The sequence below is a fragment of the Streptomyces sp. NPDC001381 genome (assembly GCF_042895685.1).
Lineage (GTDB): Bacteria > Actinomycetota > Actinomycetes > Streptomycetales > Streptomycetaceae > Streptomyces.
Genome location: NZ_JBIAWO010000001.1, coordinates 1,090,660 through 1,115,325 on the forward strand (window position 1 = coordinate 1,090,660; position 24,666 = coordinate 1,115,325).

Below are 24,666 nucleotides of genomic sequence, written 5' to 3' on the forward strand. Positions count from 1 at the left end.
GCGGGCGGCGGGCCTTCGGGCTGTCGCTTGCCCAGTGTCGTTCAGTCCTTCGTGAGTCTTGTGACAGGGGTCGTACTGCTATCAAGAGTACGTGTGCCGAGCGGTACCGGTTCCCCCCGGAGCACCGCTTCCCTCTCCCGGGGCGGAACCCGTGCCGGGTCCCGGGGCTCTCCGAACAGCATCCGCCGCACGTCGGCGCGCGTCTGCCGGACCGTCTCGCGCGCGGAGGCGAGGGCCTGCCGGGTCGCCCGGCCCACGGCGCGCGCGGCCTCGGCGGCGGGCCGCAGGACGACCTCGCGCACGACGTGCCCGACCGGTGTGAGGACGGTCCGGTACACCCAGCGCGCCGGCTCCACGAAGACCCACCGGAAGAGCGCGGCGAGGAAGCGGCCGACGGCGAGCGAGAGGTGCCCGGCGATCCGCCAGGCGTGCCCGAGCGCGTCCCCGACCTCCCGCGCGACGACACCGAGGAACCGGCCGACAGGGGCGAGCACCCAGCGCCAGAGCGCCAGCGCGGGCAGCACCAGCAGCACGCGGACGGTCCAGTACACGGCCACCCCGAGCCCCGTGGCCAGGAGCCCGAGCAGCCGCAGCACCCCTCGCCCACCCCAGGCGAACGCCCGTCCGACGGGCGCGAGGATCCACTCGTACACCCAGAGGGCGGGCACGACGGCCAGATACCGCACCAGCCACAGGACCGCGTGCCCGGCGGGCGTCAGCACGCGCGCGTACAGCCGGGCGAGCCCGGCGCCCGCCCCCCGCGCCAGCCACAGGACGGCGTGCCCCACCGGAGTGAGGACGTACCGGTGGAGGGAGACGACGGGGACCACCAGCAGCACCCGCCCGAGCCGGACCAGCGCCCCGCCGGCCGGCACGAGGACGTACCGCCACAGCCCCACCAGCGGCAGGACCAACACGACCCGCCCCAGCCACAGCACCGCCCGCCCGACCGGCCGCAGCAACGTGTCCGTCAGGAACCGCCCGGCGACGACCAGCACGTCCCAGACCATCCGCACGGGCACGACGACCACCAGCACCACGATCCGCACGGGCAACCGGATCGCGACGACGAGACACCCTTCCGGCTGCGCAGTTCCGGCGGCCGATTTCTGCAGGTCCATACACCTACAGACGCCGAACCGGGTCCCCTGGATGCACGGAACCGACCACCCGCCGGCACCATCCGGGCAGCGGTGATCACCCGTCGCCGGCGACGCGTTCGCCGGTGGCGGCATCGATCGCGATGTCACGCGTACCACTGCCGACGAGCCAGACCGGCCGCCACTCGCCCCCGACCTTCTGGGCGAGGAGCGAGGCGGACTCGGCCGGCAGGCCTGTCACCTTCTCCGCCAGGGTCCTGGCCTCGGCCTCATCGAGGGTGGCGGGTGCGAGTGCCGGATCGTCGACGGTTCTCGCCGAAAACCCGACGACTCGTCCCGTGGCGGCCATGGTGAGGTCCAGACGCATGGGCATCATGACCTCGTCCGTGTAGCGCCGGTACACCACCACGTAGGTCTTCGTCGGACCCTCACCGATGGAACGGATCCGCCGTTCGCTGCCGACGACGTTCTTCGGGAACCACCTGCGAGCGAACTGTTCGGCGGCCGCGGTGACTTGTTCCTCGCTGAGGCCGCCCTCGTCTCCGCGGGCGTCCGAGGACCTGGCGCTCTCCAGGGTCTTCTGCGGCCATGTGCCCGAGATACTGCCGCGGTTCGTCCGAGCGGTGATCGTCAGGCGATCGCCGTCCTTCCTGGTCGCCGTCTCGCGCACCTGGGTGTCCCGCCCGAAGACGCCCCGGGCCACGCCCGCGATCCACTCGTCGGCTTGGACGGCGGAGTCGGCGAGACCTCGCCTCCGGTCGTCCATCGCGACGACGTCGACCGCGTCGATCCGGTACTGGAAGACGCCTCCGACGACCGACACGGCGACCACGGCGAGCGACAACCCCCATGCGAGGTCCCGCACGGGCCTACCCGGCGATTGCCGCCGCCGGTACAGCCACAGCGCCCCCACCAGCGAGCCCAGCACCGACCCCGCCGTGTTCGCCGCGAGGTCCGTCACGCTGCACGAACGGCCCAGATGCCCCACCGACTGGGCGAGTTCCACCGCCCCGCTGAGGGCTCCGAACGCGGCCGCGACCGTCACCGGTCTCCTGAAGAGGAGAACGGCCAGAAACGCACCAGGTGCGAAGAGTGCGATGTTCAGCAGCGAACCCGCCGACGTGAACACATGAGCGGGCATCCCGGTGTCGCACTGCGAGGGCTCCAATCCGGCGCTGCCCGGCAGCAGAGTCACGGCACCGATCCCGGCCACGTAGGCGGCGAGAGCCGTCCGCAAGGGCCACGGTTTGTTCCTGGCCCTGGCCACAAAGGCCGTGGGGACCGCGACCGAGACAGCGAGGACCAAGAAGGAGACGATCAGGCCGGGCACGGCGGAGACGGACGCTTCGATCACAGGGGGCCTTCGGAGACGCGCAGCCGGGGGGAGGGTCGGACACCCCGGCTGCTGAGGGATGCCGTGGTGACAAGCTCAGTAGCTGACCGTGCGGTTGAAGCCGGTGATGTTGAGTTTGACGCCCTTCACGCTCTTAAGCGTCGTGGGGTACTCTCCCCGAGCCGTCTGGCCGGGTTGTACGTCGGTCTCCAGCTGGGATCCGTTCGTCAGTCGGGTGCCACTGGCATCGACCGCCTCCCAGTCCCATGCGTAGTCGGACTTCTCGCTGCTGCTGTTCCTGATCGTCCAAACGACCCAGATGTTGGTGAGACCGGCCGCTGAACGGTCGTCCAGCTGGAAGCTGATCAGGTCCGCTCGCTCGCTCCGGGGTTCCTGGGTCTTTGCCTGCGGCGTCCGCGGGGAGGTGGTCCCGCTGGGTGCCGGGGTGGTGGCCTCGTCGCCGTCTTCCCCGGCGATCACCAGCACGGCCACGACGATGACCAGCACCGCGGCCAGGGCGCCGGCGCAGCCCCAGAGACAGCCGCGGCCCCGCCGCTTCCTGCCCGGCGGGCCAGGAGGAGGGCCGCTGCCCGGGTTTCCCCACCGAGGACCACCTGCGGCCGGTTCGCTCATGGGCGTGCCCACCTCCTCCTTGGCGCGTATCACCACGCTAGGAAGCCGGGAGAGGCCTCGCGAACCGGGTGCGGCCACTCAGGCGACAGGTGCCTGAGTGGCCGCTCACCGCGTCACGCCCCGGGCTCAGCCGGTCGGGGCCGGGTTCTTCACCGTCAGGGGGAGCAGCTTCTTGCCCGTCGGGCCGATCTGGATGGTCGTGTCCATCGCGGGGCACACGCCGCAGTCGAAGCACGGGGTCCAGCGGCAGTCCTCGACCTCCGTCTCGTCGAGGGCGTCCTGCCAGTCCTCCCAGAGCCAGTCCTTGTCGAGACCGGAGTCCAGGTGGTCCCAGGGCAGGACCTCCTCGTAGGTGCGCTCACGGGTCGTGTACCAGTCGACGTCGACGCCGAAGGGGGCGAGGGCCTTGTCGGCGGACTGCATCCAGCGGTCGTACGAGAAGTGCTCGCGCCAGCCGTCGAAGCGGCCGCCGTCCTCGTAGACCGCGCGGATCACGGCGCCGATGCGGCGGTCGCCGCGGGAGAGCAGGCCCTCGACGATGCCGGGCTTGCCGTCGTGGTAGCGGAAGCCGATCGAGCGGCCGTACTTCTTGTCGCCGCGGATCTTGTCGCGGAGCTTCTCCAGGCGGGCGTCCGTCTCCTCGGCGGAGAGCTGCGGCGCCCACTGGAAGGGGGTGTGCGGCTTGGGCACGAAGCCGCCGATCGACACCGTGCAGCGGATGTCGTTGGAGCGGGAGACCTCGCGGCCCTTCTGGATGACGTTCATCGCCATGTCGGCGATCTGCAGGACGTCCTCGTCGGTCTCGGTCGGCAGGCCGCACATGAAGTACAGCTTCACCTGGCGCCAGCCGTTGCCGTAGGCCGTCGCGACGGTGCGGATCAGGTCCTCTTCCGAGACCATCTTGTTGATGACCTTGCGCATGCGCTCGGAGCCGCCCTCGGGGGCGAAGGTGAGGCCGGAGCGACGGCCGTTCCTGGTCAGCTCGTTCGCCAGGTCGACGTTGAACGCGTCCACGCGGGTGGAGGGGAGGGACAGGCCGATCTTGTCCTCCTCGTAGCGGTCCGCGAGTCCCTTGGCGATGTCGCCGATCTCGCTGTGGTCGGCGCTCGACAGCGAGAGCAGGCCCACCTCCTCGAAGCCCGTCGCCTTCAGGCCCTTCTCGACCATGTCGCCGATGCCCGTGATGGAGCGCTCGCGCACCGGGCGGGTGATCATGCCGGCCTGGCAGAAGCGGCAGCCGCGGGTGCAGCCGCGGAAGATCTCCACCGACATGCGCTCGTGGACCGTCTCGGCCAGCGGGACGAGGGGCTGCTTGGGGTAGGGCCACTCGTCGAGGTCCATGACCGTGTGCTTGGACACGCGCCACGGGACGCCCGAGCGGTTCGGGACCACGCGGGAGATACGGCCGTCCGGCAGGTACTCCACGTCGTAGAACGCCGGGATGTACACCCCGCCGGTCTTCGCGAGACGGAGGAGGACCTCCTCGCGGCCGCCGGGCCGGCCCTCCGCCTTCCACTCACGGATGATCTTCGTCATGTCGAGCACGGCCTGCTCGCCGTCACCGATGATCGCCGCGTCGACGAAGTCGGCGATCGGCTCGGGGTTGAAGGCCGCGTGGCCGCCCGCGAGGACGATCGGGTCGTCGAGCGTGCGGTCCTTGGACTCCAGCGGGATGCCGGCCAGGTCCAGCGCCGCGAGCATGTTGGTGTACCCGAGCTCCGTGGAGAAGGACAGGCCGAACACGTCGAAGGCCTTCACCGGGCGGTGGCTGTCGACCGTGAACTGCGGGACGGCGTGCTCCCGCATCAGCGCCTCCAGGTCGGGCCACACGCTGTACGTGCGCTCGGCGAGGACGCCCTCCTGCTCGTTCAGCACCTCGTACAGGATCATGACGCCCTGGTTGGGCAGGCCGACCTCGTACGCGTCCGGGTACATGAGCGCCCAGCGGACGTCGCAGGACTCCCAGGGCTTGACCGTGGAGTTGAGCTCGCCTCCGACGTACTGGATCGGCTTCTGCACGTGCGGGAGCAAGGCTTCGAGCTGTGGGAAGACCGACTCGACAGACATCGCGGGGTTACCTTCGTGAGCTGAGCTGACAGGACAGGGGTGACCATCAAGCCTAACGCGCCCCGACGGCTCCCCCGCCCCGCCCGAACCCGCCCCGCCCGAACCCGGCCCGGCCGAACCCGGCCCGGACCTTCACGGACCCCGGCCTAGACGTTCATCGACCCGTACGTCTTCTTCCACTCGGCCGGCACCGCCTCCTCGACCCGTTCGGCGCGCCGCTCCTCGCGGCCGTACAGCACCCCGTACGTGAAGGCGCTCTCCCCCGCCGCGTGCGCCACGGCGGACAGCTCGCGCAGGGTCGTACGGGCCATGACGCTGTCCTGGTGGTCGCCGAGCAGGCTCTGGAGCGACTTCATGGACTTGACCAGGTCCTTCGCCGGGCTGCCGAGGGCGGGCCCGGCCGCCTCCGCCGCGTACCGTGTCCGCTTGGCCTTCTTGCGGGCCTCGTGCAGCGCGAGATCGCGGTCGGTGCCGGGCGGCTGCGCCATGGCCTCCTCGACGAGCGCGGCCACCTTCCCGAAGTCCTTGCGTACGGCCTTGGCGAGCACCTTCCGCGGTTTCCCCGCGGCGGCCTTCCGCAGCGGCGGGTCGGCGACCAGCGCGTCCAGGGTGTCGAGGAGCGCCAGATAGCGCGGGGAGTCCAGGACGCCGAGCAGCCGGCGCCGGGAGCCGCGCTCGCCGGCCTTCGCCCAGGTCCGCAGCCGCTCGTGGACCGGGCCGGAGACCAGTGGGGCGGGCAGGTCGTCGAGGGCCGCGCCGAGCCGCTCGGCCAGCACCTCGTGGTCGCGGCCCACGCCCAGTTCCCCGGCCAGCCACTTCAGCTCGACGCCGATCGGGTCGGTGGCCTCCCGGTCGAGGACCGTGCGGAAGGAGCGGAGCGTGCTGCGCAGCCGGCGGGTGGCGACCCGCATGTCGTGCACCGACTCCTCGGCGTCCTGGCGCACCGCCGGGTCCTGTTCGACGATCGCGTCCCGCTGGGCGCGCAGATACGCCTGGATGTGGTCCCCGGCGGTGACCGGCTCGGCGGGTCCCCCGTCGCCGGGCCGCGGCTGCCCGCCCTTCGTCTCCGCGAGTGCGCGCGCCAGCTTCGACGCGGACCTCGACGGTCGTACGCCCGCCTTGCGCAGCCGTTTCTCCACCTTGTCGAGGAGGGCCGGGTCACCGCCGTCGGCCAGCTCCACCTCGATCTCGCTCCACTGCGCGCTCCCTTCCCCGCCGAACAGCCGCTCCGCGCGTACGGTGTCGACGCTCGCCTCGGCGAGCAGCCGGCCTCCGGCGTCCACCAGGTCCCGGACGTCCCGGGCGGAACGCAGCCGGACCACGGGCACCAGCTGCCCTTCACGCACTCGGGAGCGGACGAGCCCGGCGAGTTCGTCGGGGACGGTGTCGGAGAGCGGGGCCCGGATCTCGTCGCGGACGCCCGGGCCGACGGGGAGTTTCAGGTGCCATCCGGCGTCGGAGCCGCCCGTGCGGCGGCGCAGGGTGATGGAGGCCGAGGCCAGGCGCAGGTCGGACGTGTCCCAGTAGACCGCGTCCAGTTCGGCTGTGCCCTTGTCGAGGACGGTCGCGACCCCGGCGACGCCGGTGAGGTCGGGCAGCCCGCTGTCGTCGGATTCGTACTTGCGCTCGATCTCGCGTTTCGTCTCCGCCATGAAATGAATCTAGTCGCACTCGGGCCCGGAGGGCAGTGCCCACCGGGCCCGAGAAGGGACCGAAAGTGCGGAAACCGGAGGAGGCGCGCGCGTCTACGCGGACATCGGCCGCTGCACCCGAATGGACTGCAGCAGCCCCACCGCCACCCACACCGCGAACATCGACGTGCCGCCGTACGACACGAACGGCAGCGGCAGACCGGTCACCGGCATGATGCCGAGGGTCATCCCGATGTTCTCGAACGACTGGAACGCGAACCACGCCACGATCCCGGCGGCGACGATCGTGCCGTACAGCTCGGTCGTCTCGCGGGCGATGCGGCAGGCGCGCCACAGGACCACGCCCAGCAGCACGATGATCAGGCCCGCGCCGACGAAGCCCAGCTCCTCGCCGGCGACCGTGAAGACGAAGTCCGTCTGCTGCTCGGGGACGAACTGGCCGGTGGTCTGCGAGCCCTGGAACAGGCCCGCGCCCGTCAGGCCGCCCGAACCGATCGCGATGCGGGCCTGGTTGGTGTTGTAGCCGACGCCGGCCGGGTCGAGGCTGGGGTTGGCGAAGGCGGCGAAGCGGGCGATCTGGTAGTCGTCCAGGATGTGCAGCTGCCAGACGGCGAGCGCGCCCGCCGCGCCCGCGCCGAGCAGTCCGAAGACCCAGCGGTTGGAGGCGCCGGAGGCCAGCAGCACGCCCAGCACGATCATCACCATCACCATGACCGACCCGAGGTCGGGCATGAGCATCACGATCAGCATCGGGACGGCGGCGAGGCCGAGGGCCTGCACGACCGTGCGGTGGTCCGGGTACGGCTTGTCGCCCGCGTCGACCCGTGCCGCGAGCAGCATGGCCATGCCCAGGATGATCGTGATCTTCACGAACTCGGAGGGCTGGAGCGAGAAGCCGCCGCCGAGCACGATCCAGGAGTGGGCGCCGTTGACCGTGGAGCCCAGTGGCGTCAGCACCAGCAGGATGCCGAGGAGCGAGAGGCCGTAGAGGACCGGCACCGCGTTGCGCAGGGTGCGGTGGCCGAGCCAGACGGTGCCGATCATCAGGGCGAGTCCGATGCCGGTGTTCATCAGATGCCGGATCAGGAAGTAGTACGGGTCGCCCTGGTTGATCTCGGTGCGGTTGCGGGTCGCGGAGAAGACCAGCACCGAGCCGATCAGCGAGAGGGCGACGGCCGCCAGCAGTATCGGCCAGTCCAGCCGCCGGGCCAGCGAGTCACGGGCGAAGACCCGCGTCCAGCCGGCCCGCCGGGGCCCGTATCCGGAGACGGAGAAGCTGTTGGCGCCGGTCATGTGAGCGACCTCCGGCTGCTCGCCCTGCGGCCGCCGGGCCTGCGGCTGCCGGTCCCTGCGCAGCCCGTCCGCCGTCGTCGTCTGCGGGTGTTCTGGTTGGTGGTGTTCTGCTGCGTGGTCCCGGCCGGCTGCGACGCGTCCGGCTCCGGCGTGCCCTGCTGGCTCACGCGCTGGTCGTCGGCCGGGTCCTTGGCGACCTTCGGGGACTTGATCGTGCCGTCCGTCCGGATCGTCGGCAGGCCCTTCTGCGGGGTGGGCAGCAGCGCGTTCTTCTTGTCGATCGAGCCGTCCGCGGCGACGCCGTACAGCGCGTTGTAGATGTGGCGCACGGCCTCACCGGAGGCGCCCGAACCGGTACCGGCCTGAGCGATCGTCATGATGACCGTGTAGTCCTTGCTGTAGGTGGCCAGCCAGGAGGTGGTCTGCTTGCCGTAGACCTCGGCGGTACCGGTCTTGGCGTGCAGCTCGATCTGGTCCTGCGGCCAGCCGCCGAACTTCCACGCGGCCGTACCCCGGGTGACCACGCCCGCGAGGGCGTCGTCCATGCCCGCCAGGGTCGCCTTGCCGATCGGCAGCTTGCCGACCTTGGTGGGCTTGATCTCCTCGACGCTCTTGCCGTCGGCGCTGACGATCGCCTTGCCGATGGTCGGCTGGTACATGGTGCCGCCGTTGGCGAGGGCGCCGTAGATCACGGCCTCCTGGATCGGCGTGACGAGGGTGTCGCCCTGGCCGATGGAGTAGTTGATCTCGTCACCGGCGCGCATCTTGTTGCCCTCGAGGCAGTTCTCGTACGCGATCTTCTCGACGTAACTGCCGTTCTTCTTGCCGGACTTGCACCAGGCGTCCTTGTTGGCCTTCCAGTAGGACTCCTTCCACTGGCGGTCCGGGACGCGGCCGGTGACCTCGTTGGGCAGGTCGACGCCGGTCTCCTTGCCGAGGCCGAACTGGTGGGCCGCCTTGAAGAAGTAGTCCTTGGGCTGGCCCTTCTTCGGGTTGATGCCGCCGTCCTTCTTCCACTCGCTGTGCGCGAGGCTGTAGAAGACGGTGTCGCAGGAGACCTCGAGGGCGCGGCCGAGCGGGATGGGGCCGAAGCTCTCCCCCTCGAAGTTGTTGAAGACCTGACCGCCGACCGAGTACGAACTCGTGCACGGGTAGCGGCCGTCGAAGTCGTAGCCGGCCTCGACCGCGGCGGCCGTGGAGACCACCTTGAACGTCGAGCCGGGCGCGGCCTGACCCTGTATGGCCCTGTTCAGCAGCGGGTAGTCGGAGTTCTTCCCGGTGAGCTTCTTGTAGTCCTTGGCGGAGATGCCGCCCACCCAGACGTTCGGGTCGTAGGTCGGGGCGGAGGCCATGGCGACGATCCGGCCGGTCTTGGCCTCCATCACGACGACGGCGCCGGAGTCGGCCTTGTAGTTGGTGCCGGTGATCTTGTCGAACTGCTGGCGGGCGACCTTCATCGCGTTGTTCAGCTCGTACTCGGCGACGCGCTGGACGCGGGAGTCGATGCTGGTGACGAGGTTGGAGCCGGGCTCGGCCGCGTCCGCCTCGGCCTGGCCGATGACCCGGCCGAGGTTGTCGACCTCGTAGCGGGTGACGCCGGCCTTGCCGCGCAGCACCTTGTCGTACTGCCGCTCCAGGCCGGAGCGGCCGACCATGTCGGAGCGCAGATAGGGCGAGTCGGTGTCCTGGGCCTGGGTGATCTCCTCGTCGGTGACCGGGGAGAGGTAGCCGAGGACCTGGGCGGTGTTGGCCTTGCCGGGGCTCGGGTAGCGGCGCACGGCCTCCGGTTCCGCGGTGATGCCGGGGAAGTCCTCGGCGCGCTCACGGATCTGCAGGGCCTGCTTGGCGGTGGCCTCGTCGGTGATGGGGATCGGCTGGTACGGCGAGCCGTTCCAGCAGGGCTGGGGCGTCTTGGCGTCGCACAGGCGGACCTTCTGCTGGACCTCCGTGGGGTCCATGCCGAGGACGCCGGCGAGCTTGGTCAGGACGGCCTTGCCGTCGTCCGCCTGCTTCAGCAGGTCGGTACGGGAGGCGGAGACCACCAGCCGTGTCTCGTTGTCGGCGAGGGGCACTCCGCGCGCGTCCAGGATGGAGCCGCGCACGGCGGGCTCGACGACCTGCTGGACGTGGTTGCCGGAGGCCTCCTTGGCGTACTCCGCGCCCTCGCGGATCTGGAGGTACCACAGGCGCCCGCCGAGGGTGCCGAGGAGGGAGAGCACCAGGATCTGGATCACGACGAGCCGGATCTGGACCCGTGGCGTCCGGCCGGTCTCGGGAATGTTGGTCACTGTGCTGCCTCCCCCTCTCGGATCTGTGCACGAGTCATATACGAAGGACCTGTGAGGCCCGACGGCGCTGCCCTCACAGCCGCTTGACCCCCTTGATGCGGCCCGCCCGGGTCGCCCGTGACCTGGCCGCCCGCAGCTTCAGGCCGCCGCGCTGGCCGCCGATCCGCAGGCCCGTCCCGGAGGACAGCCAGCCGGAGGACAGGTCCGGCGTCGTGGACGCGGAACCGGTCTCGGCGAGCGGGTCGTTCTCGGCGCGCCGGGCCAGGAACATGATCCCGGGGACGACGAACGGGGCGAGCAGCAGGTCGTACAGGGCGGCGGAGAAGAGCAGTCCGGTGAGGCCGACGTGTCGGGCGGCGGTGTCGCCGACGAGGGCGCCCACACCCGCGTACAGCAGGGTGGAGCCGACGGCCGCGGCGACCACCACGACCATCGGGCCGGTGGCCGACTTGACCTGGCCGTTCTCGGGCTTGACGAGCCCGGCGAGGTAGCCGATCACACACAGCACGAGGGCGTAGCGCCCGGCGGCGTGGTCGGCGGGCGGCGCGAGGTCGGCGAGGAGTCCGGCGCCGAAGCCGATGAGGGCGCCGCCGACATGGCCGTAGACCAGGGCGAGGCCGAGGACGGTGAGGAGCAGGAGGTCGGGGACGGCGCCCGGGAGATGGAGGCGGGCGAGGACGCTCACCTGGATCACCAGGGCGACGACGACCAGCGGGACGGAGAGCAGGATCCGGTTGACGCGCATGGGGGTGTCAGCTCCTACTGCTGCTCTTGCTGGCCGTCGGCGTTCGGGGTCACCGTGACGGTGACCGTGGGGGTGGGCACCGGCTTGGGCTTGGCCGGGAGCACGGTGTCGCGGGGGTCCTTCTTCGGGGCCTCGACGACCACTCCGACGATGTCGAGCTTGGTGAAGCCGACGTACGGGGTGACGTAGAGGGTGCGGGTGAGGTCGCCGCCGGAGGGGTCGACGCGGGAGACCACACCGACCGGGACGCCGGGCACGAAGGGCTTGTCGGCCTGTGAGCCGAAGGTGACGAGCCGGTCGCCCTTCTTCACGTCCGCCTTGCCGTTGAGGAGTTCGACGCGCAGCGGGCTGTCGCCCTGCCCGGAGGCGAAGCCCAGCTCGTCGTTGCCCTCCATCCGGGTGCCGACGGTGAAGTCGGGGTCGTTGGCGAGCAGCACGGTCGCGGTGTTCGGGCCGACGGTGGTGACGCGCCCGACGAGCCCGTCGCCGTTCAGGACGGTCATGTCGCGCTTGATGCCGTCGCTCGCGCCCACGTCGATGGTGATGGTCCAGGAGAAGCCCTGGGCCGCTCCGATCGCGATGACCTCCGCGCCCTTGATGCCGTACTGGCCCTCGCCCGCGACCTTCAGCATCTTGTCGAGCTGGTCGAGCCGGCTGCGGTTGCGGTCGTCGCTGCCCAGCTTCGCCTTGAGGGCCGCGTTCTCCTTCTCCAGCTCCGCGAGCCGGTCGTGGCGCTCACCGGAGTCGCGTACCGCCGAGACGGCGTTGCCGACGGGGTTCACCGCCGACGACACTCCGTCCTCGATCGGGCCGAAGACCGCGGCCGCGGCCTGCCGGGCACCGTCGACCGGGGAGTCCTCGCCGCCACGGATGTCCACCGTGATCAGCGCGAACGCGACGGCGATCAGCAGCACCAGGAGCAGCCGGCTCTCTCGTGTGTCCCTCACGTGCGGCGGCCGTGCCCTTCCTCGATAGAGAAATCACTACTCAGGAATTCGGGTAGCCCCGGGCCAGGATGACCAAGGGCGCTTTGTGGGAGCTTATGCCTCAATATCAACGATCCGCCGCACGAGAGGAGATCGTCTCGTACGGCGGAACCGAAGCGTTACGTCATCTGCGGGGCGCGGCGTCCAGGACCTGCTGGAGCGCCTCGAACTCCTCGACGCACTTGCCGGAACCGAGCGCGACGCTGTCCAGCGGGTCCTCGGCGATGTGGATCGGCATGCCGGTCTCCCGCCGCAGCCGCTCGTCCAGACCGCGCAGCAGCGCGCCGCCGCCGGTCAGAACGATGCCGCGGTCCATGATGTCGCCGGACAGCTCGGGCGGACATTTGTCGAGGGTGGTCTTCACGGCGTCGACGATCGCGTTGACCGGCTCCTCGATCGCCTTGCGCACCTCGGCGGCCGAGACGACGACGGTCTTGGGCAGACCGGAGACGAGGTCCCGGCCACGGATTTCGGTGTGCTCGTCGGAGTCGAGGTCGTACGCCGAGCCGATGGTGATCTTGATCTGCTCGGCCGTCCGCTCACCCAGAAGGAGGCTGTACTCCTTCTTGATGTGCTGGATGATCGCGTTGTCCAGCTCGTCGCCCGCGACGCGGATGGACTGGGCGGTGACGATGCCGCCGAGCGAGATGACCGCGACCTCCGTGGTGCCGCCGCCGATGTCCACCACCATGTTGCCCGTGGCCTCGTGGACCGGCAGGCCGGAGCCGATGGCCGCGGCCATGGGCTCCTCGATGATGTGCACCTGCCGGGCGCCGGCCTGGGTCGACGCCTCGATGACGGCACGGCGCTCGACGCCCGTGATGCCCGACGGCACACAGACGACGACCCGCGGACGAGCCAGATACCGCCGCTTGTGGATCTTCAGGATGAAGTAGCGGAGCATCCGCTCGGTGATCTCGAAGTCGGCGATCACACCGTCCTTCAGCGGCCGCACGGCAACGATGTTGCCGGGCGTGCGCCCGATCATCTTCTTCGCTTCGGCGCCGACCGCGAGGATGCCACCGGTGTTGGTGTTGATCGCGACGACGGACGGCTCGTTGAGTACGATCCCGCGACCCCTGACGTACACCAGCGTGTTGGCGGTCCCGAGGTCGACAGCCATGTCACGGCCGATGAACGACATTGAGTTCCCCATCAGGATTCGACTGGCCTTCCCATGAGCTTTTGAGGGCTTTTCAGGTCGGCGAAGTGGGTGCTGTGACGTGAAGGCTTCCATCGTAGACGCGCCTTCACGGACACTGCGGAAGGGTCCTGGCCATTGTCAGCAGATGCTGTGTGGGTTCGCTTCCGGAGACGGGCGTTCGGGGAGTCTCGTTCCCTCGATCGCCCGTCTCAGTCGTCCGTGGGCGTTATGCGCGGCCCGGGAAGAAGATCTTGACCTCGCGCTCCGCGGACTCCTCGGAGTCGGACGCGTGGATCAGGTTCTCGCGGACGATCACACCGTAGTCGCCGCGGATGGAGCCGGGCGCGGCGGCGATCGGGTCGGTGGGTCCGGCCAGCGCGCGCAGGCCCTCGATGACCCGCTCGCCCTCGACGATCAGCGCGACGACCGGGCCGGACGCCATGAACTCCACCAGCGGCTCGTAGAACGGCTTGCCCTTGTGCTCCCCGTAGTGCTGCTCCAGCGTGTCCTGGTCCAGCGTGCGCAGCTCCAGCGCGGTGATCTGCCAGCCGGCCTTGCGCTCGATACGGCTGATGATCTCGCCGGTCAGGCCACGACGGACGGCGTCGGGCTTGAGGAGGACGAGGGTGCGCTGGCTCACGGGGGCTCCTTACGACTGCTGGTGTGCACTACTGCCGGGGTGCGGTGGGACGAGATTACAGGGCGTGTCCGTGAACCTGTCACACAGCGTCAGCAGGATCCGCTCCCGATCCGCTCAGGAGGCGCCGGCCTGCGCGGCGAAGCGGGCCTTCGCCTCGTCGACCTTGCGTCCGTAGTGCACCGACGCCCACCACAGGCCCGCGAAGAGCACCCCGATGATGAACATCATCGGGACGAAGAACCCGGACGCGACCAGCGCGATCTGGAGCGCCCAGCCGAGGGCGACGCCCGCGGGCCGGGTGACCGCGCCGCACAGCAGGACGCTGAGGAACATCGCGATCCCGCAGACCGTCCACACCGTGGAGGTGGTCAGATCGGGGTCCTTCATGGCGACCAGACCGGCGAAGCCGATGATGAAGAACTCGCCGATCAGGGTCGAGGAACAGAGCGTACGCATGGCTTGGTTCTCAGCCCTTCCCCAGGAGCAGTCGGGCCTCGCCGACCGTGATGACGGATCCGGTGACCAGCACGCCGCCGCCGGCGAACTCGCCCTCCTCCTCGGCGAGGGTGATCGCCGCCTCCAGGGCGTCGGGCAGCCGCGGCTCGACCTGGACGCGCTCGTCGCCGAACACCTCGACGGCGATCGCGGCCAGTTCGTCGGCGTCCATGGCGCGGTGGCTGGAGTTCTGGGTGACGACGATCTCCGCGAAGATCGGTTCGAAGGCCTCCAGGACACCCCGCACGTTCTTGTCGCCGCTGGCCCCGACCACGCCGATCAGCCGGCTGAAGTCGAAGGCCTCCCCGATCGCCTCGGCGGTCACCCGCGCGCCGGCCGGGTTGTGGGCGGCGTCCAGCACGACGGTCGGTGAGCGCCGCACGACTTCGAGGCGGCCGGGAGAGGACACGGCCGCGAACGCCTTGCGGACCGTGTCGAGGTCGAGCGGCTCGGGACGCTGGGAGCCGACGCCGAAGAACGCCTCGACGGCGGCGAGCGCGACGGCCGCGTTGTGCGCCTGGTGCGCGCCGTGCAGCGGAAGGTACACCTCGGGGTACTCGCCGCCCAGCCCGCGCAGGGTGACCAGCTGCCCGCCGACGGCGACCTGCCGCGAGACGACGCCGAACTCCAGGCCCTCCCGGGCCACCGTCGCGTCGACCTCGACGGCCTTCTTCAGCAGCACCTGGGCCGCGTCGACCGGCTGCTGGGCCAGGATGACCGTCGCGTCCGGCTTGATGATCCCGCCCTTCTCCCCCGCGATCTCGGCCGGCGTCTCGCCCAGCCGGTCGGTGTGGTCGAGGTCGATGGGCGTGACCACGGCGACGTCGCCGTCGATGACGTTGGTGGCGTCCCAGGAGCCGCCCATGCCGACCTCGACGACGGCGACGTCCACCGGGGCGTCCGCGAAGGCGGCGTACGCCATGCCGGTCAGCACCTCGAAGAAGGACAGCCGGAACTCCTGCTGCGCGTCGACCATCTCGATGTACGGCTTGATGTCCTGGTACGTCTCGATGAACCGCTCGGCCGAGACCGGCGCCCCGTCGAGGCTGATCCGCTCGGTGACGGACTGCACGTGGGGGGAGGTGTAGCGGCCGGTGCGCAGTTCGAAGGCGCCGAGCAGGGACTCGATCATGCGGGCGGTGGAGGTCTTGCCGTTCGTCCCCGTGATGTGGATCGAGGGGTACGAGCGCTGCGGCTCGCCCAGGACGTCCATCAGGGCGGCGATCCGGCCGACGGACGGCTCCAGCTTGGTCTCGCCCCAGCGGGTGGCCAGCTCCGCCTCGACCTCGCGCAGGGCCTTGTCGACCTCGGGGTCCTCGGGGCGCGTCGGTACGTCGGAGCTCGGCGGGCCGCCCTGGGTGCGCAGGGTGCGGCTGCCGGCCTCGATCACCGCGAGATCGGGGTCGCGGTCGGTCTCGGCCTCGATGATCTCGTCGAAGGGGTCGTGGTCGCCGTTGGGGGGGAGCTCGGTCACGGGGCCAGTCTACGGAGGCGCACCGACAGACGTGGGCGAAGGCCCCCGTGACCGTGCTCGCGGTCCCGGGGGCCTTCACTCTCGCGTACGAACCCTCACGCCTGGGGCAGGCGCTCCAGCTGGGACTGGATGCGGGCGATGTCCTCGTCCGCCTTGGCGAGACGGGTGCGGATCTTGTCCACGACGTTGTCCGGGGCCTTGGCGAGGAAGGCCTCGTTGCCGAGCTTGGCGCTCGCCTGGGCCTTCTCCTTCTCGGCCGCCGCGAGGTCCTTGGCGAGGCGCTTGCGCTCCGCCGCCACGTCGATCGTGCCGGACAGGTCCAGCGCGACCGTGGCACCGGCGACCGGCAGGGTGGCCGTCGCCGAGAAGGCCTCGCCCTCCGGCTGCAGGCGCAGCAGCTGGCGGATGGCCGCCTCGTGCGCCGCGAACGGAGTGCCGTCCAGCTCCAGCCGGGCCGGGACGCGCTGGCCGGGCTGCAGACCCTGGTCGGCGCGGAAGCGGCGGACCTCGGTGACGACCGACTGGAGGTTCTCGATCTCCCGCTCGGCGGCCGCGTCCCGGAAGCCCGAGTCGACCGGCCACTCGGCGACGACGACCGACTCGCCGCCGGTCAGCGTGGTCCACAGGGTCTCGGTGACGAACGGGACCACCGGGTGCAGCAGCCTGAGGGTGACGTCGAGGACCTCGCCGAGGACCCGCTTGCTGACCTCGGCCGCCTCGCCGCCGGCCTGGAACGTCGTCTTGGACAGCTCGACGTACCAGTCGAAGACCTCGTCCCAGGCGAAGTGGAACAGCGCGTCGGAGAGCTTCGCGAACTGGAAGTCCTCGTAGAACGCGTCGACTTCGGCGACGACGGAGTTCAGGCGGGAGAGGATCCAGCGGTCGGTCGCCGACATCGCCGACGGGTCCGGCAGCGGGCCCTCGACCGTCGCGCCGTTCATCAGCGCGAAGCGGGTCGCGTTCCAGATCTTGTTGGCGAAGTTGCGGGAGCCCTGGACCCAGTCCTCGCCGATCGGGACGTCGACGCCGGGGTTGGCGCCCCGGGCGAGGGTGAAGCGCAGGGCGTCGCTGCCGTACTTGTCCATCCAGTCCAGCGGGTTGACCGCGTTGCCGAAGGACTTCGACATCTTCTTGCCGAACTGGTCGCGGACCATGCCGTGCAGGGCGATGGTGTGGAACGGCGGGGTGCCGTCCATCGCGTACAGGCCGAACATCATCATCCGGGCGACCCAGAAGAAGAGGATGTCGTAGCCGGTGACCAGGACGGAGTTCGGGTAGAACTTCGCGAGCGACTCGGTCCGTTCGGGCCAGCCGAGCGTGGAGAACGGCCACAGGCCGGAGGAGAACCAGGTGTCGAGGACGTCGGTGTCCTGGTGCCAGCCCTCGCCGGCCGGTGCCTCGTCGTCGGGTCCGACGCAGACGACCTCGCCGTTCGGGCCGTACCAGACCGGGATGCGGTGGCCCCACCACAACTGCCGCGAGATGCACCAGTCGTGGAGGTTGTCGACCCAGTCGAAGTACCGCTTCTCCATCTCCTGCGGGTGGATCTTGACGCGGCCGTCGCGGACGGCGTCACCGGCGGCCTTCGCCAGCGGGCCGACCTTGACCCACCACTGCATGGACAGGCGCGGCTCGATGGTGGTCTTGCAGCGCGAGCAGTGGCCGACGGAGTGGACGTAGGGCCGCTTCTCGGCGACGATCCGGCCCTCGGCGCGCAGGGCGGCGACGATGGCGGAGCGGGCCTCCAGGCGGTCCAGACCCTGGAAGGGGCCGTGGGCGGTGATGACCGCGTGCTCGTCCATGACGGTGAGCGACGGCAGGTTGTGGCGCTGGCCGATCTCGAAGTCGTTCGGGTCGTGCGCCGGGGTCACCTTGACGGCGCCGGTGCCGAACTCCGGGTCGACGTGGGTGTCGGCGACGACCGGGATGGAGCGGTCGGTCAGCGGCAGGCGGATCTCCTTGCCGACCAGGTGCTGGTAGCGCTCGTCGTCGGGGTGGACGGCGACGGCGGTGTCACCGAGCATCGTCTCGGCGCGGGTCGTGGCGACGACGATGGTGTCGTCCCCCTCGCCGTACTTCATGGAGACGAGCTCGCCGTCGTCGTCCTGGTACTCCACCTCGATGTCCGAGATGGCGGTCAGACAGCGCGGGCACCAGTTGATGATGCGCTCGGCGCGGTAGATCAGCTCGTCGTCGTAGAGCCGCTTGAAGATGGTCTGGACGGCCTGGGACAGGCCCTCGTCCATGGTGAAGCGCTCACGCGACCACGCGACGCCGTCGCCCAGCCGGCGCATCTGCCCGCTGATCTGCCCGCCGGACTCGCCCTTCCACTGCCAGACGCGCTCGACGAACGCCTCACGGCCGAGGTCGTGACGGGACTTGCCCTCCTTGCCCAGTTCGCGCTCGACGACGTTCTGCGTGGCGATGCCGGCGTGGTCCATGCCGGGCTGCCACAGCGTCTCGTAGCCCTGCATGCGCTTGCGGCGGGTGAGGGCGTCGATGAGCGTGTGCTCGAAGGCGTGCCCGAGGTGCAGGCTGCCCGTGACGTTCGGCGGCGGGATGACGATGGTGTACGGGGGCTTGTCGCTCTTGGCGTCGGCCTCGAAGTAACCCCGCTCTACCCAGCGCTCGTACAGCGGCCCCTCTACGTCGGCCGGCGCGTACTGGGTCGGCAGTTCGGTGTGGGGCGCTGGTGGCTGCTGCTGAGCGTTCTCGGTCACGGGCCCAGTTTAGGGGTGTCACGGCACCGTCCCGAAACGTGTTTGCTGTGTAACGGTCGGGGCCCCGCCGTCCAGCAGGTACTGGGTTTGAGCCAGGATGTGAAAATCACATAAGCATCTGGAGGGGAACCCAGAATGAGTCACCAGCAGCCGGGCCCGTACGGCGGGCAGCCCCAGCAGCCCGGACCGTACGGCGGCCAGCCCGGCCCGTACGGCCAGCCGCCGCAGGCACCCCAGCCCGGCTACGGCTACCCCCAGCAGCCCCCGGCCCCGCAGCCCGGCTACGGCTACCCGGGGCAGGCCCCCCAGGGTGTCCCCCCGCAGGCCGGACCGTACGGCCAGCAGCCGCCGACCATGCCCTACGGCCAGCAACCCCCCTACGGCCAGCCCCCCTACGGCGTCCCGCAGCCGCCGGCCCCGGGCGGCGGCAAGAAGAAGACCGGCCTCGTCATCGGCGCGGTCGCGCTCGTCGCGGCGATCGGCGTGGGCGCGTTCTTCGCCATCGGCGGCAGCGGGGGCGCGGGGGGCCTCGAGGACGACGGGCCGCACAAGCTGACCACGCCGGCCTCCCTGCTGTCCGCCAAGTACAAGCGCATGGGCGACTCGGCGGAGGAGAAGGCGAGCTCCAGCGACGAGAAGGACCTGGCGAAGGCCGGCGTCACCGACGCCACCTCGGTCGGTGCCCTCTACTCGACGATGGATCTGACGTCCCTGGACACGAGCGACCCGGACGCGCTGGAGAAGACGCAGACCGCCGAGAACGTCACGTTCTTCGGCATCTACGGCAAGGTGGCGGACCCGCAGAAGGCGCTCGACACCACCTTCGCCCAGATGAAGTCGGAGTCCGACGACGACGTCAAGCTGATCGGCGACGCGGAGAGCGTCGAGCCCGACGGCCTCGACGGCGCGGTGATGAAGTGCCAGCAGGCGGAGACCGAGGACGCGGTCACCCAGAAGCCGCGGAAGACCTACCTGTGCATCTGGGCGGACTACAGCACCATGGGCGTGGTCGAGCCCACCGCGGGCGCCAAGACCTACACGCTGGACGAGTCGGCGCAGATCGCCGCCGACGTGCGCAAGGAAGCGCGCGTCAAGGCGTAGGGCCCGGCGGCAACGGCGAAGGGGCCCCGGTCGACCGGGGCCCCTTCCGCGTCTCGTGGGTGGCTACGCCGTCTTCTGCTCGCCCGGCCCGCGGCCGCCGCGGGCCTCGCGGGGGATCAGGGTCGGGTTGACGTTGGAGTGGACGACGTCCGCCGTGATGACGACGCGGGCCACGTCCTTGCGGGACGGGACCTCGTACATCACCGACATCAGGACCTCCTCCATGATGGCGCGCAGGCCGCGGGCGCCGGTCTGGCGGAGGATGGCCTGGTCGGCGATGGCCTCCAGGGCCTCGCGCTCGAAGTCCAGCTCGACGCCGTCGAGTTCGAACAGGCGCTGGTACTGCTTCACCAGGGCGTTGCGCGGCTCGACGAGGATCTGGAGCAGGGCCTCGCGGTCCAGGTTGTGGACCGAGGTGATGACGGGCAGCCGGCCGATGAACTCGGGGATCATGCCGAACTTGACCAGGTCCTCGGGCATGACGTCCTCGAACTGGTCCTTGGCCTCCAGCTCCCGCTTGGAGCGGATCGTCGCACCGAAGCCGATGCCCTTGGCTCCCGCCCGGGACTCGATGATCTTCTCCAGACCCGCGAAGGCACCGCCCACGATGAACAGGACGTTCGTCGTGTCGATCTGGATGAACTCCTGGTGCGGGTGCTTGCGGCCGCCCTGCGGCGGGACGGAGGCCGTGGTGCCCTCGAGGATCTTCAGCAGCGCCTGCTGGACACCCTCACCGCTCACGTCACGCGTGATGGAGGGGTTCTCGCTCTTGCGGGCGACCTTGTCGATCTCGTCGATGTAGATGATCCCGGTCTCGGCCTTCTTGACGTCGTAGTCGGCGGCCTGGATCAGCTTGAGCAGGATGTTCTCGACGTCCTCGCCCACGTACCCCGCCTCGGTGAGGGCCGTGGCGTCGGCGATGGCGAACGGGACGTTCAGCATGCGCGCGAGGGTCTGTGCGAGGAGGGTCTTGCCCGAGCCCGTGGGACCGAGCAGCAGGATGTTGGACTTCGCCAACTCGATGGCGTCGTCGCGGCCCTGCGCGCCGCCGTTCTCGCCGGCCTGGACCCGCTTGTAGTGGTTGTACACCGCGACGGACAGTGCCTTCTTGGCGGCCTCCTGGCCGACCACGTAGCCCTCGAGGAACTCGTAGATCTCGCGCGGCTTCGGGAGTTCCTCCCAGCGGACCTCGCTCGTCTCGGCGAGCTCTTCCTCGATGATCTCGTTGCAGAGATCGATGCACTCGTCGCAGATGTACACACCGGGCCCTGCGATGAGCTTCTTGACCTGCTTCTGGCTCTTGCCGCAGAACGAGCACTTGAGCAGATCGCCGCCGTCACCGATGCGTGCCACGGTGTGCTTCCCCTTCGCCTGGGAGACGCCTGGACACTTTCGAATCCAGCGGCTCCTGGTGCTGCCTTATTCCGACGGTACCTTGCCGGGACCCCCGTTCGGGCCCCCCTTGGCACGGTTCACTTCCGCGTGGACCGTGTCACACCGTGCCAAGGGGTACGGACGAGAGGGCCCGGTGCGTCAACGCAGAGAGCTGTTGTTCATCTTCCGGGTGGAGATGATCTGGTCGATCAGGCCGTACTCCAGCGCGTCCTCGGCCGTGAGGATCTTGTCGCGCTCGATGTCCTCGCGGATCTTCTCGATCGGCGTGGTCGAGTGCTTGGCCAGCATCTCCTCCAGCTGCGCACGCATCCGGAGGATCTCGTTGGCGGCGATCTCCAGGTCGGAGACCTGACCGCGGCCGGTCTCACTGTACGGCTGGTGGATCAGCACGCGCGCGTTCGGCAGCGCCATGCGCTTGCCCGGCGTGCCGGCCGCCAGCAGGATCGCGGCGGCGGAGGCCGCCTGGCCCATGCAGACCGTCTGGATGTCGGGCTTGACGAACTGCATCGTGTCGTAGATCGCCGTCAGCGCGGTGAAGGAGCCGCCGGGGCTGTTGATGTAGACCGAGATGTCCCGGTCGGGGTCCATCGACTCCAGGCACAGCAGCTGCGCCATGACGTCGTTGGCGGAGGCGTCGTCGATCTGCACGCCGAGGAAGATCACACGCTCCTCGAAGAGCTTCGCGTACGGGTCGTACTCGCGGATGCCCTGGGAGGTGCGCTCGACGAAGCGGGGGATGACGTAGCGGGACTCGGCGCGGGGGCCGGTGTACTCGGCCTCCGTGCGGGCGTAGAGGCCGCTGCCGGGGAAGTCGTTCACGGTGTCTCCTGGAAAGAGGGTGGGGCGGTGGGCTGGGAGGGGCGGGCGGGACTCTGACGGCAGGGTCCCTGCGGGTCTTCGACGGTGGCGTCCTCTCGGTCCCTGCGGCGGGGTCCCGGCGGGACCTCACCACCGGTTCCGGCGGGGCTGCGGGCTCCACGAGGGACTCGAAGGCCTGGGGCTCCGCGAGAGCCTCGGGCGCTCCGTGGGGGCCTGGGGGGCTCCACAGGGCCTCGGGGCTCTGTGGCGACCACCTGGACCCCACGGGGCCCGTGAGGCCCCTGCGGGGCCCGTGACGGCCTTCGCGGGGCCCCTGCCGGGGCCGCCACCCGTCGGCGGGACCGCGCGGCGGGGGCTGTCTCAAGTCTCCGAGATCCCGGTGGGATCACGCGAGCCCCGGCGGCCGGAGGACCCTGCGACGGGTCCCGCGGAGGCCGGCGGGCCGGGCGACCGGGTGGCCGCCGGGACCCCGGCCGGCCGTGGACCCGGGTGGGACCGGTGCCGTCGGTCGTGGTCCTACGCCGCCCCGGTCCCGCCGCCGCCCGGCATGCCCGCAGCCGTGGGGATGACGTCGTCGATGAGGCCGTACTCCTTGGCCTCGAAGGCGTCGAACCAGCGGTCGCGGTCCGAGTCGCGGGTGATCTGCTCGACCGACTGGCCGGTGTGCTGCGAGGTCAGCTCGGCCATGCGCTTCTTGGTGTGCAGCAGCCGCTCGGCGTGGATCTTGATGTCCGAGGCCGAGCCGGCGAGGCCGGCGGAGGGCTGGTGGATCAGGATCTCGGCGTTCGGCAGCGCGAAGCGCTTGCCGGGGGTGCCCGCGCTGAGCAGGAACTGGCCCATCGAGGCCGCGAGGCCCATGGCGATGGTCACCACGTCGTTCTTGATGAACTGCATGGTGTCGTAGATCGCCATGCCGGCCGTGATCGAACCGCCGGGGCTGTTGATGTACAGGTAGATGTCCTTGTCCGGGTCGGCGGCAAGGAGCAGCAGCTGTGCGGTGATCTTGTTCGCGATGTCGTCGTCGACCGGCTGGCCGAGGAAGATGATCCGCTCGTTGAGCAGCCGGTTGTAGACCTGGTCGCCGAGGCCACCACCGATGGAAGGCTCGCCGGCGGCGGAGGGCATCAGATTCGTCACGTATCCACCTGCTCGTCTTACGACGGCGTCCGGGCCGTCTCACGTGTACTGCCGGGGGCAACGGGGACTCCCCTGCCCTCGTATTCATGGACCCTAACGCGCGGGTCCCGCCGGGGAATCCCGGAGAGGTGAGTGTTCGCCGGGGGCGTAGCGGCGCGTAGTCGCGCGGACAACGGGACGGGCCCCGGAACACAGGGTTCCGGGGCCCGTCGAACGCTCCGTGCGAGCGGTACGAGGATCAGGCGTCGGCCTTCTCGTCGCCCTCGCCCTCGGACTCGGCACCCTCGGCGGCGGCCTCGGCGCCCTCCGCGGACTCCTCGTCCTCGTCGTCCAGGTCGATGACCTCGCCGTTGGTGTCCTTGACCGTGGCGGACTCGACGACCGTGGCCAGGGCCTTGCCGCGGGCGACCTCGCCGACGAGCAGCGGAACCTGGCCGCCCTCGACGACGGCCTGGGCGAACTGGTCGGGGGACATGCCGGAGGAGGCGGCGCGGCGCATGAGGTGCTCGGTGAGCTCCTCCTGGTTCACGTTCAGCTTCTCGCGCTTGACGAGCTCGTCCAGGACGAACTGGGTCTTGATGCCCTTGACCGCGGCCTCACGGGTCTCGGTCTCGAACTCCTCGGCGGTCTTGCCCTGGATCTCCAGGTACTTGTCGAGGGTCAGGCCCATCTGGCCGAGCTGGTGGTGCTCGAGGTTGTGCTTGCGGGTGTTGATCTCGTCCTCGAGCAGCTTCTCGGGGACGGGCACCTCGACCAGCTCGAGCAGCTTCTCCAGGACGCGCTCCTGGGCCTGCGTGGCCTGGTCGTACTGCTTCATGTTCTCGAGGCGCTTGCGGCTGTCCGCCTTCAGCTCCTCCAGGGTGTCGAACTCCGAGGCGAGCTGCGCGAACTCGTCGTCCAGCTCGGGCAGTTCACGGGCGGCGACCTGGGTGACCTTGACGGTGACCTCGGCCTCCTTGCCGGCCGCGGAGCCGCCCTTGAGCTCGGAGGTGAAGGTGGCCTCGCCACCGGCCTCCAGGCCCTTCACGGCGTCGTCGATGCCGTCGAGCAGCTCGCCCGAGCCGATCGTGTAGGAGACGCCGCTCGCGACGCCGTCCTCCAGGACCTCGCCGTCGACCTTGGCCTCGAGGTCCACGGTCACGACGTCGCCGTCCTCGGCGGCGCGCTCCACCGGGGAGGTGGAGGCGAAGCGCTCACGGAGCTGCTCGACCGACTTCTCGACGTCCTCGTCGGTGACCTCGACGGCGTCGACCTCGACCTCGATGGAGGAGAAGTCCTCCGGGAGCTCCAGGGCGGGGCGCACGTCGACCTCGGCGGTGAAGTTCAGCGTCTCGCCGTCCTTCAGCTCCGTGATGTCGACCTCGGGCTGGCCGAGGACGTCGATCTCGGCCTCGTTGACCGCCTCGGTGTAGAACTTCGGAAGCGCGTCGTTGACCGCCTCCTCCAGGACCGCACCGCGGCCGAACCGCTGGTCGATGACCCGGGCGGGGATCTTGCCCTTGCGGAAGCCCTTCACCGTGACCTGCTGGTTGATCTTCTTGTACGCCGCGTCGAGGCTGTCCTTGAGCTCCTCGAAGGGCACCTCGACAGTGAGCCGAACCCGAGTCGGGTTCAGGGTCTCCACGGCGCTCTTCACGGTTCGGT

General features: G+C 70.1%; 19 protein-coding genes. 1 reads left to right on the forward strand and 18 read right to left on the reverse strand.

The window, feature by feature from the left end:
• Positions 1-41: 41 nt before the first annotated feature.
• From ACFY2L_RS04825 to ACFY2L_RS04890, 14 genes are all read right to left on the reverse strand, one after another.
• The gene (locus ACFY2L_RS04825) at positions 42-1,121 is read right to left on the reverse strand and encodes a hypothetical protein (RefSeq protein WP_390821482.1); all 1,080 of its coding nucleotides are present in this window, start codon (positions 1,119-1,121) and stop codon (positions 42-44) included.
• A 76-nt stretch (positions 1,122-1,197) separates the two neighbouring features.
• Positions 1,198-2,454 (reverse strand): VanZ family protein, encoded by a 1,257-nt coding sequence (locus ACFY2L_RS04830; RefSeq protein WP_390821483.1) that lies wholly within the window; start codon positions 2,452-2,454, stop codon positions 1,198-1,200.
• 75 nt (positions 2,455-2,529) lie between these two features.
• A complete protein-coding gene (locus ACFY2L_RS04835) occupies positions 2,530-2,940 on the reverse strand; it encodes a hypothetical protein (protein ID WP_390821484.1) in 411 nt (136 codons plus the stop codon).
• A gap of 252 nt (positions 2,941-3,192) precedes the next feature.
• The gene (locus ACFY2L_RS04840; protein ID WP_390655290.1) at positions 3,193-5,133 is read right to left on the reverse strand and encodes a TIGR03960 family B12-binding radical SAM protein; all 1,941 of its coding nucleotides are present in this window, start codon (positions 5,131-5,133) and stop codon (positions 3,193-3,195) included.
• Positions 5,134-5,279: 146 nt separating this feature from the next.
• On the reverse strand, positions 5,280-6,785 hold the full coding sequence (locus ACFY2L_RS04845; RefSeq protein ID WP_390821485.1) for a CHAD domain-containing protein: 1,506 nt from the start codon (positions 6,783-6,785) through the stop codon (positions 5,280-5,282).
• Positions 6,786-6,878: 93 nt separating this feature from the next.
• A complete protein-coding gene (rodA, locus tag ACFY2L_RS04850; protein ID WP_390655288.1) occupies positions 6,879-8,078 on the reverse strand; it encodes a rod shape-determining protein RodA in 1,200 nt (399 codons plus the stop codon).
• Positions 8,075-10,366, reverse strand: a complete 2,292-nt coding sequence (gene mrdA / locus ACFY2L_RS04855) for a penicillin-binding protein 2 (protein WP_390821486.1) — start codon at positions 10,364-10,366, stop codon at positions 8,075-8,077. Before mrdA ends, rodA begins: the two co-directional genes overlap by 4 nt.
• A gap of 73 nt (positions 10,367-10,439) precedes the next feature.
• Positions 10,440-11,111, reverse strand: coding sequence for a rod shape-determining protein MreD (mreD, locus tag ACFY2L_RS04860; protein ID WP_390655286.1), 672 nt, complete (start codon positions 11,109-11,111; stop codon positions 10,440-10,442).
• Between the two features lie 14 nt (positions 11,112-11,125).
• Positions 11,126-12,058, reverse strand: coding sequence for a rod shape-determining protein MreC (gene mreC / locus ACFY2L_RS04865; protein ID WP_390655285.1), 933 nt, complete (start codon positions 12,056-12,058; stop codon positions 11,126-11,128).
• 163 nt (positions 12,059-12,221) lie between these two features.
• Entirely contained in the window at positions 12,222-13,241 is a 1,020-nt protein-coding gene (locus ACFY2L_RS04870; protein WP_390655284.1) for a rod shape-determining protein, read from the reverse strand.
• 226 nt (positions 13,242-13,467) lie between these two features.
• A complete protein-coding gene (ndk, locus tag ACFY2L_RS04875) occupies positions 13,468-13,881 on the reverse strand; it encodes a nucleoside-diphosphate kinase (protein ID WP_104780585.1) in 414 nt (137 codons plus the stop codon).
• A gap of 114 nt (positions 13,882-13,995) precedes the next feature.
• Positions 13,996-14,337: a DUF4233 domain-containing protein gene (locus tag ACFY2L_RS04880; protein WP_390655283.1), complete on the reverse strand. Its 342-nt coding sequence runs from the start codon at positions 14,335-14,337 to the stop codon at positions 13,996-13,998.
• A gap of 10 nt (positions 14,338-14,347) precedes the next feature.
• Positions 14,348-15,850, reverse strand: coding sequence for a bifunctional folylpolyglutamate synthase/dihydrofolate synthase (locus ACFY2L_RS04885; RefSeq protein ID WP_390655282.1), 1,503 nt, complete (start codon positions 15,848-15,850; stop codon positions 14,348-14,350).
• Between the two features lie 95 nt (positions 15,851-15,945).
• The gene (locus ACFY2L_RS04890) at positions 15,946-18,570 is read right to left on the reverse strand and encodes a valine--tRNA ligase (protein ID WP_390655281.1); all 2,625 of its coding nucleotides are present in this window, start codon (positions 18,568-18,570) and stop codon (positions 15,946-15,948) included.
• Between the two features lie 135 nt (positions 18,571-18,705).
• Here ACFY2L_RS04890 and ACFY2L_RS04895 point away from each other — a divergent pair, with 135 nt between their 5' ends.
• Positions 18,706-19,671: a hypothetical protein gene (locus tag ACFY2L_RS04895; RefSeq protein WP_390655280.1), complete on the forward strand. Its 966-nt coding sequence runs from the start codon at positions 18,706-18,708 to the stop codon at positions 19,669-19,671.
• A 63-nt stretch (positions 19,672-19,734) separates the two neighbouring features.
• Here ACFY2L_RS04895 and clpX read toward each other — a convergent pair whose 3' ends face one another.
• The 4 genes from clpX to tig form a co-directional block, all read right to left on the reverse strand.
• The gene (gene clpX / locus ACFY2L_RS04900; protein ID WP_390655279.1) at positions 19,735-21,024 is read right to left on the reverse strand and encodes an ATP-dependent Clp protease ATP-binding subunit ClpX; all 1,290 of its coding nucleotides are present in this window, start codon (positions 21,022-21,024) and stop codon (positions 19,735-19,737) included.
• Positions 21,025-21,204: 180 nt separating this feature from the next.
• Complete coding sequence (locus ACFY2L_RS04905; protein WP_390655278.1) at positions 21,205-21,885, reverse strand: ATP-dependent Clp protease proteolytic subunit; 681 nt, start codon at positions 21,883-21,885, stop codon at positions 21,205-21,207.
• A gap of 516 nt (positions 21,886-22,401) precedes the next feature.
• Positions 22,402-23,010: an ATP-dependent Clp protease proteolytic subunit gene (locus ACFY2L_RS04910; RefSeq protein ID WP_055570713.1), complete on the reverse strand. Its 609-nt coding sequence runs from the start codon at positions 23,008-23,010 to the stop codon at positions 22,402-22,404.
• A 250-nt stretch (positions 23,011-23,260) separates the two neighbouring features.
• On the reverse strand, positions 23,261-24,658 hold the full coding sequence (gene tig / locus ACFY2L_RS04915) for a trigger factor (protein ID WP_390655277.1): 1,398 nt from the start codon (positions 24,656-24,658) through the stop codon (positions 23,261-23,263).
• Between the last annotated feature and the right edge of the window lie 8 nt (positions 24,659-24,666).

What these genes read in the sequence shown, in the direction of transcription:
- ACFY2L_RS04825 (WP_390821482.1), bottom strand. Translation starts at nt 1,121, where the DNA reads ATGGACCTGCAGAAATCGGCCGCCGGAACTGCGCAGCCGGAAGGGTGT.
- ACFY2L_RS04840 (WP_390655290.1), bottom strand. Translation starts at nt 5,133, where the DNA reads ATGTCTGTCGAGTCGGTCTTCCCACAGCTCGAAGCCTTGCTCCCGCAC.
- ACFY2L_RS04845 (WP_390821485.1), bottom strand. Translation starts at nt 6,785, where the DNA reads ATGGCGGAGACGAAACGCGAGATCGAGCGCAAGTACGAATCCGACGAC.
- rodA (WP_390655288.1), bottom strand. Translation starts at nt 8,078, where the DNA reads ATGACCGGCGCCAACAGCTTCTCCGTCTCCGGATACGGGCCCCGGCGG.
- mreD (WP_390655286.1), bottom strand. Translation starts at nt 11,111, where the DNA reads ATGCGCGTCAACCGGATCCTGCTCTCCGTCCCGCTGGTCGTCGTCGCC.
- ACFY2L_RS04870 (WP_390655284.1), bottom strand. Translation starts at nt 13,241, where the DNA reads ATGTCGTTCATCGGCCGTGACATGGCTGTCGACCTCGGGACCGCCAAC.
- ACFY2L_RS04880 (WP_390655283.1), bottom strand. Translation starts at nt 14,337, where the DNA reads ATGCGTACGCTCTGTTCCTCGACCCTGATCGGCGAGTTCTTCATCATC.
- ACFY2L_RS04895 (WP_390655280.1), top strand. Translation starts at nt 18,706, where the DNA reads ATGAGTCACCAGCAGCCGGGCCCGTACGGCGGGCAGCCCCAGCAGCCC.
- ACFY2L_RS04910 (WP_055570713.1), bottom strand. Translation starts at nt 23,010, where the DNA reads ATGCCCTCCGCCGCCGGCGAGCCTTCCATCGGTGGTGGCCTCGGCGAC.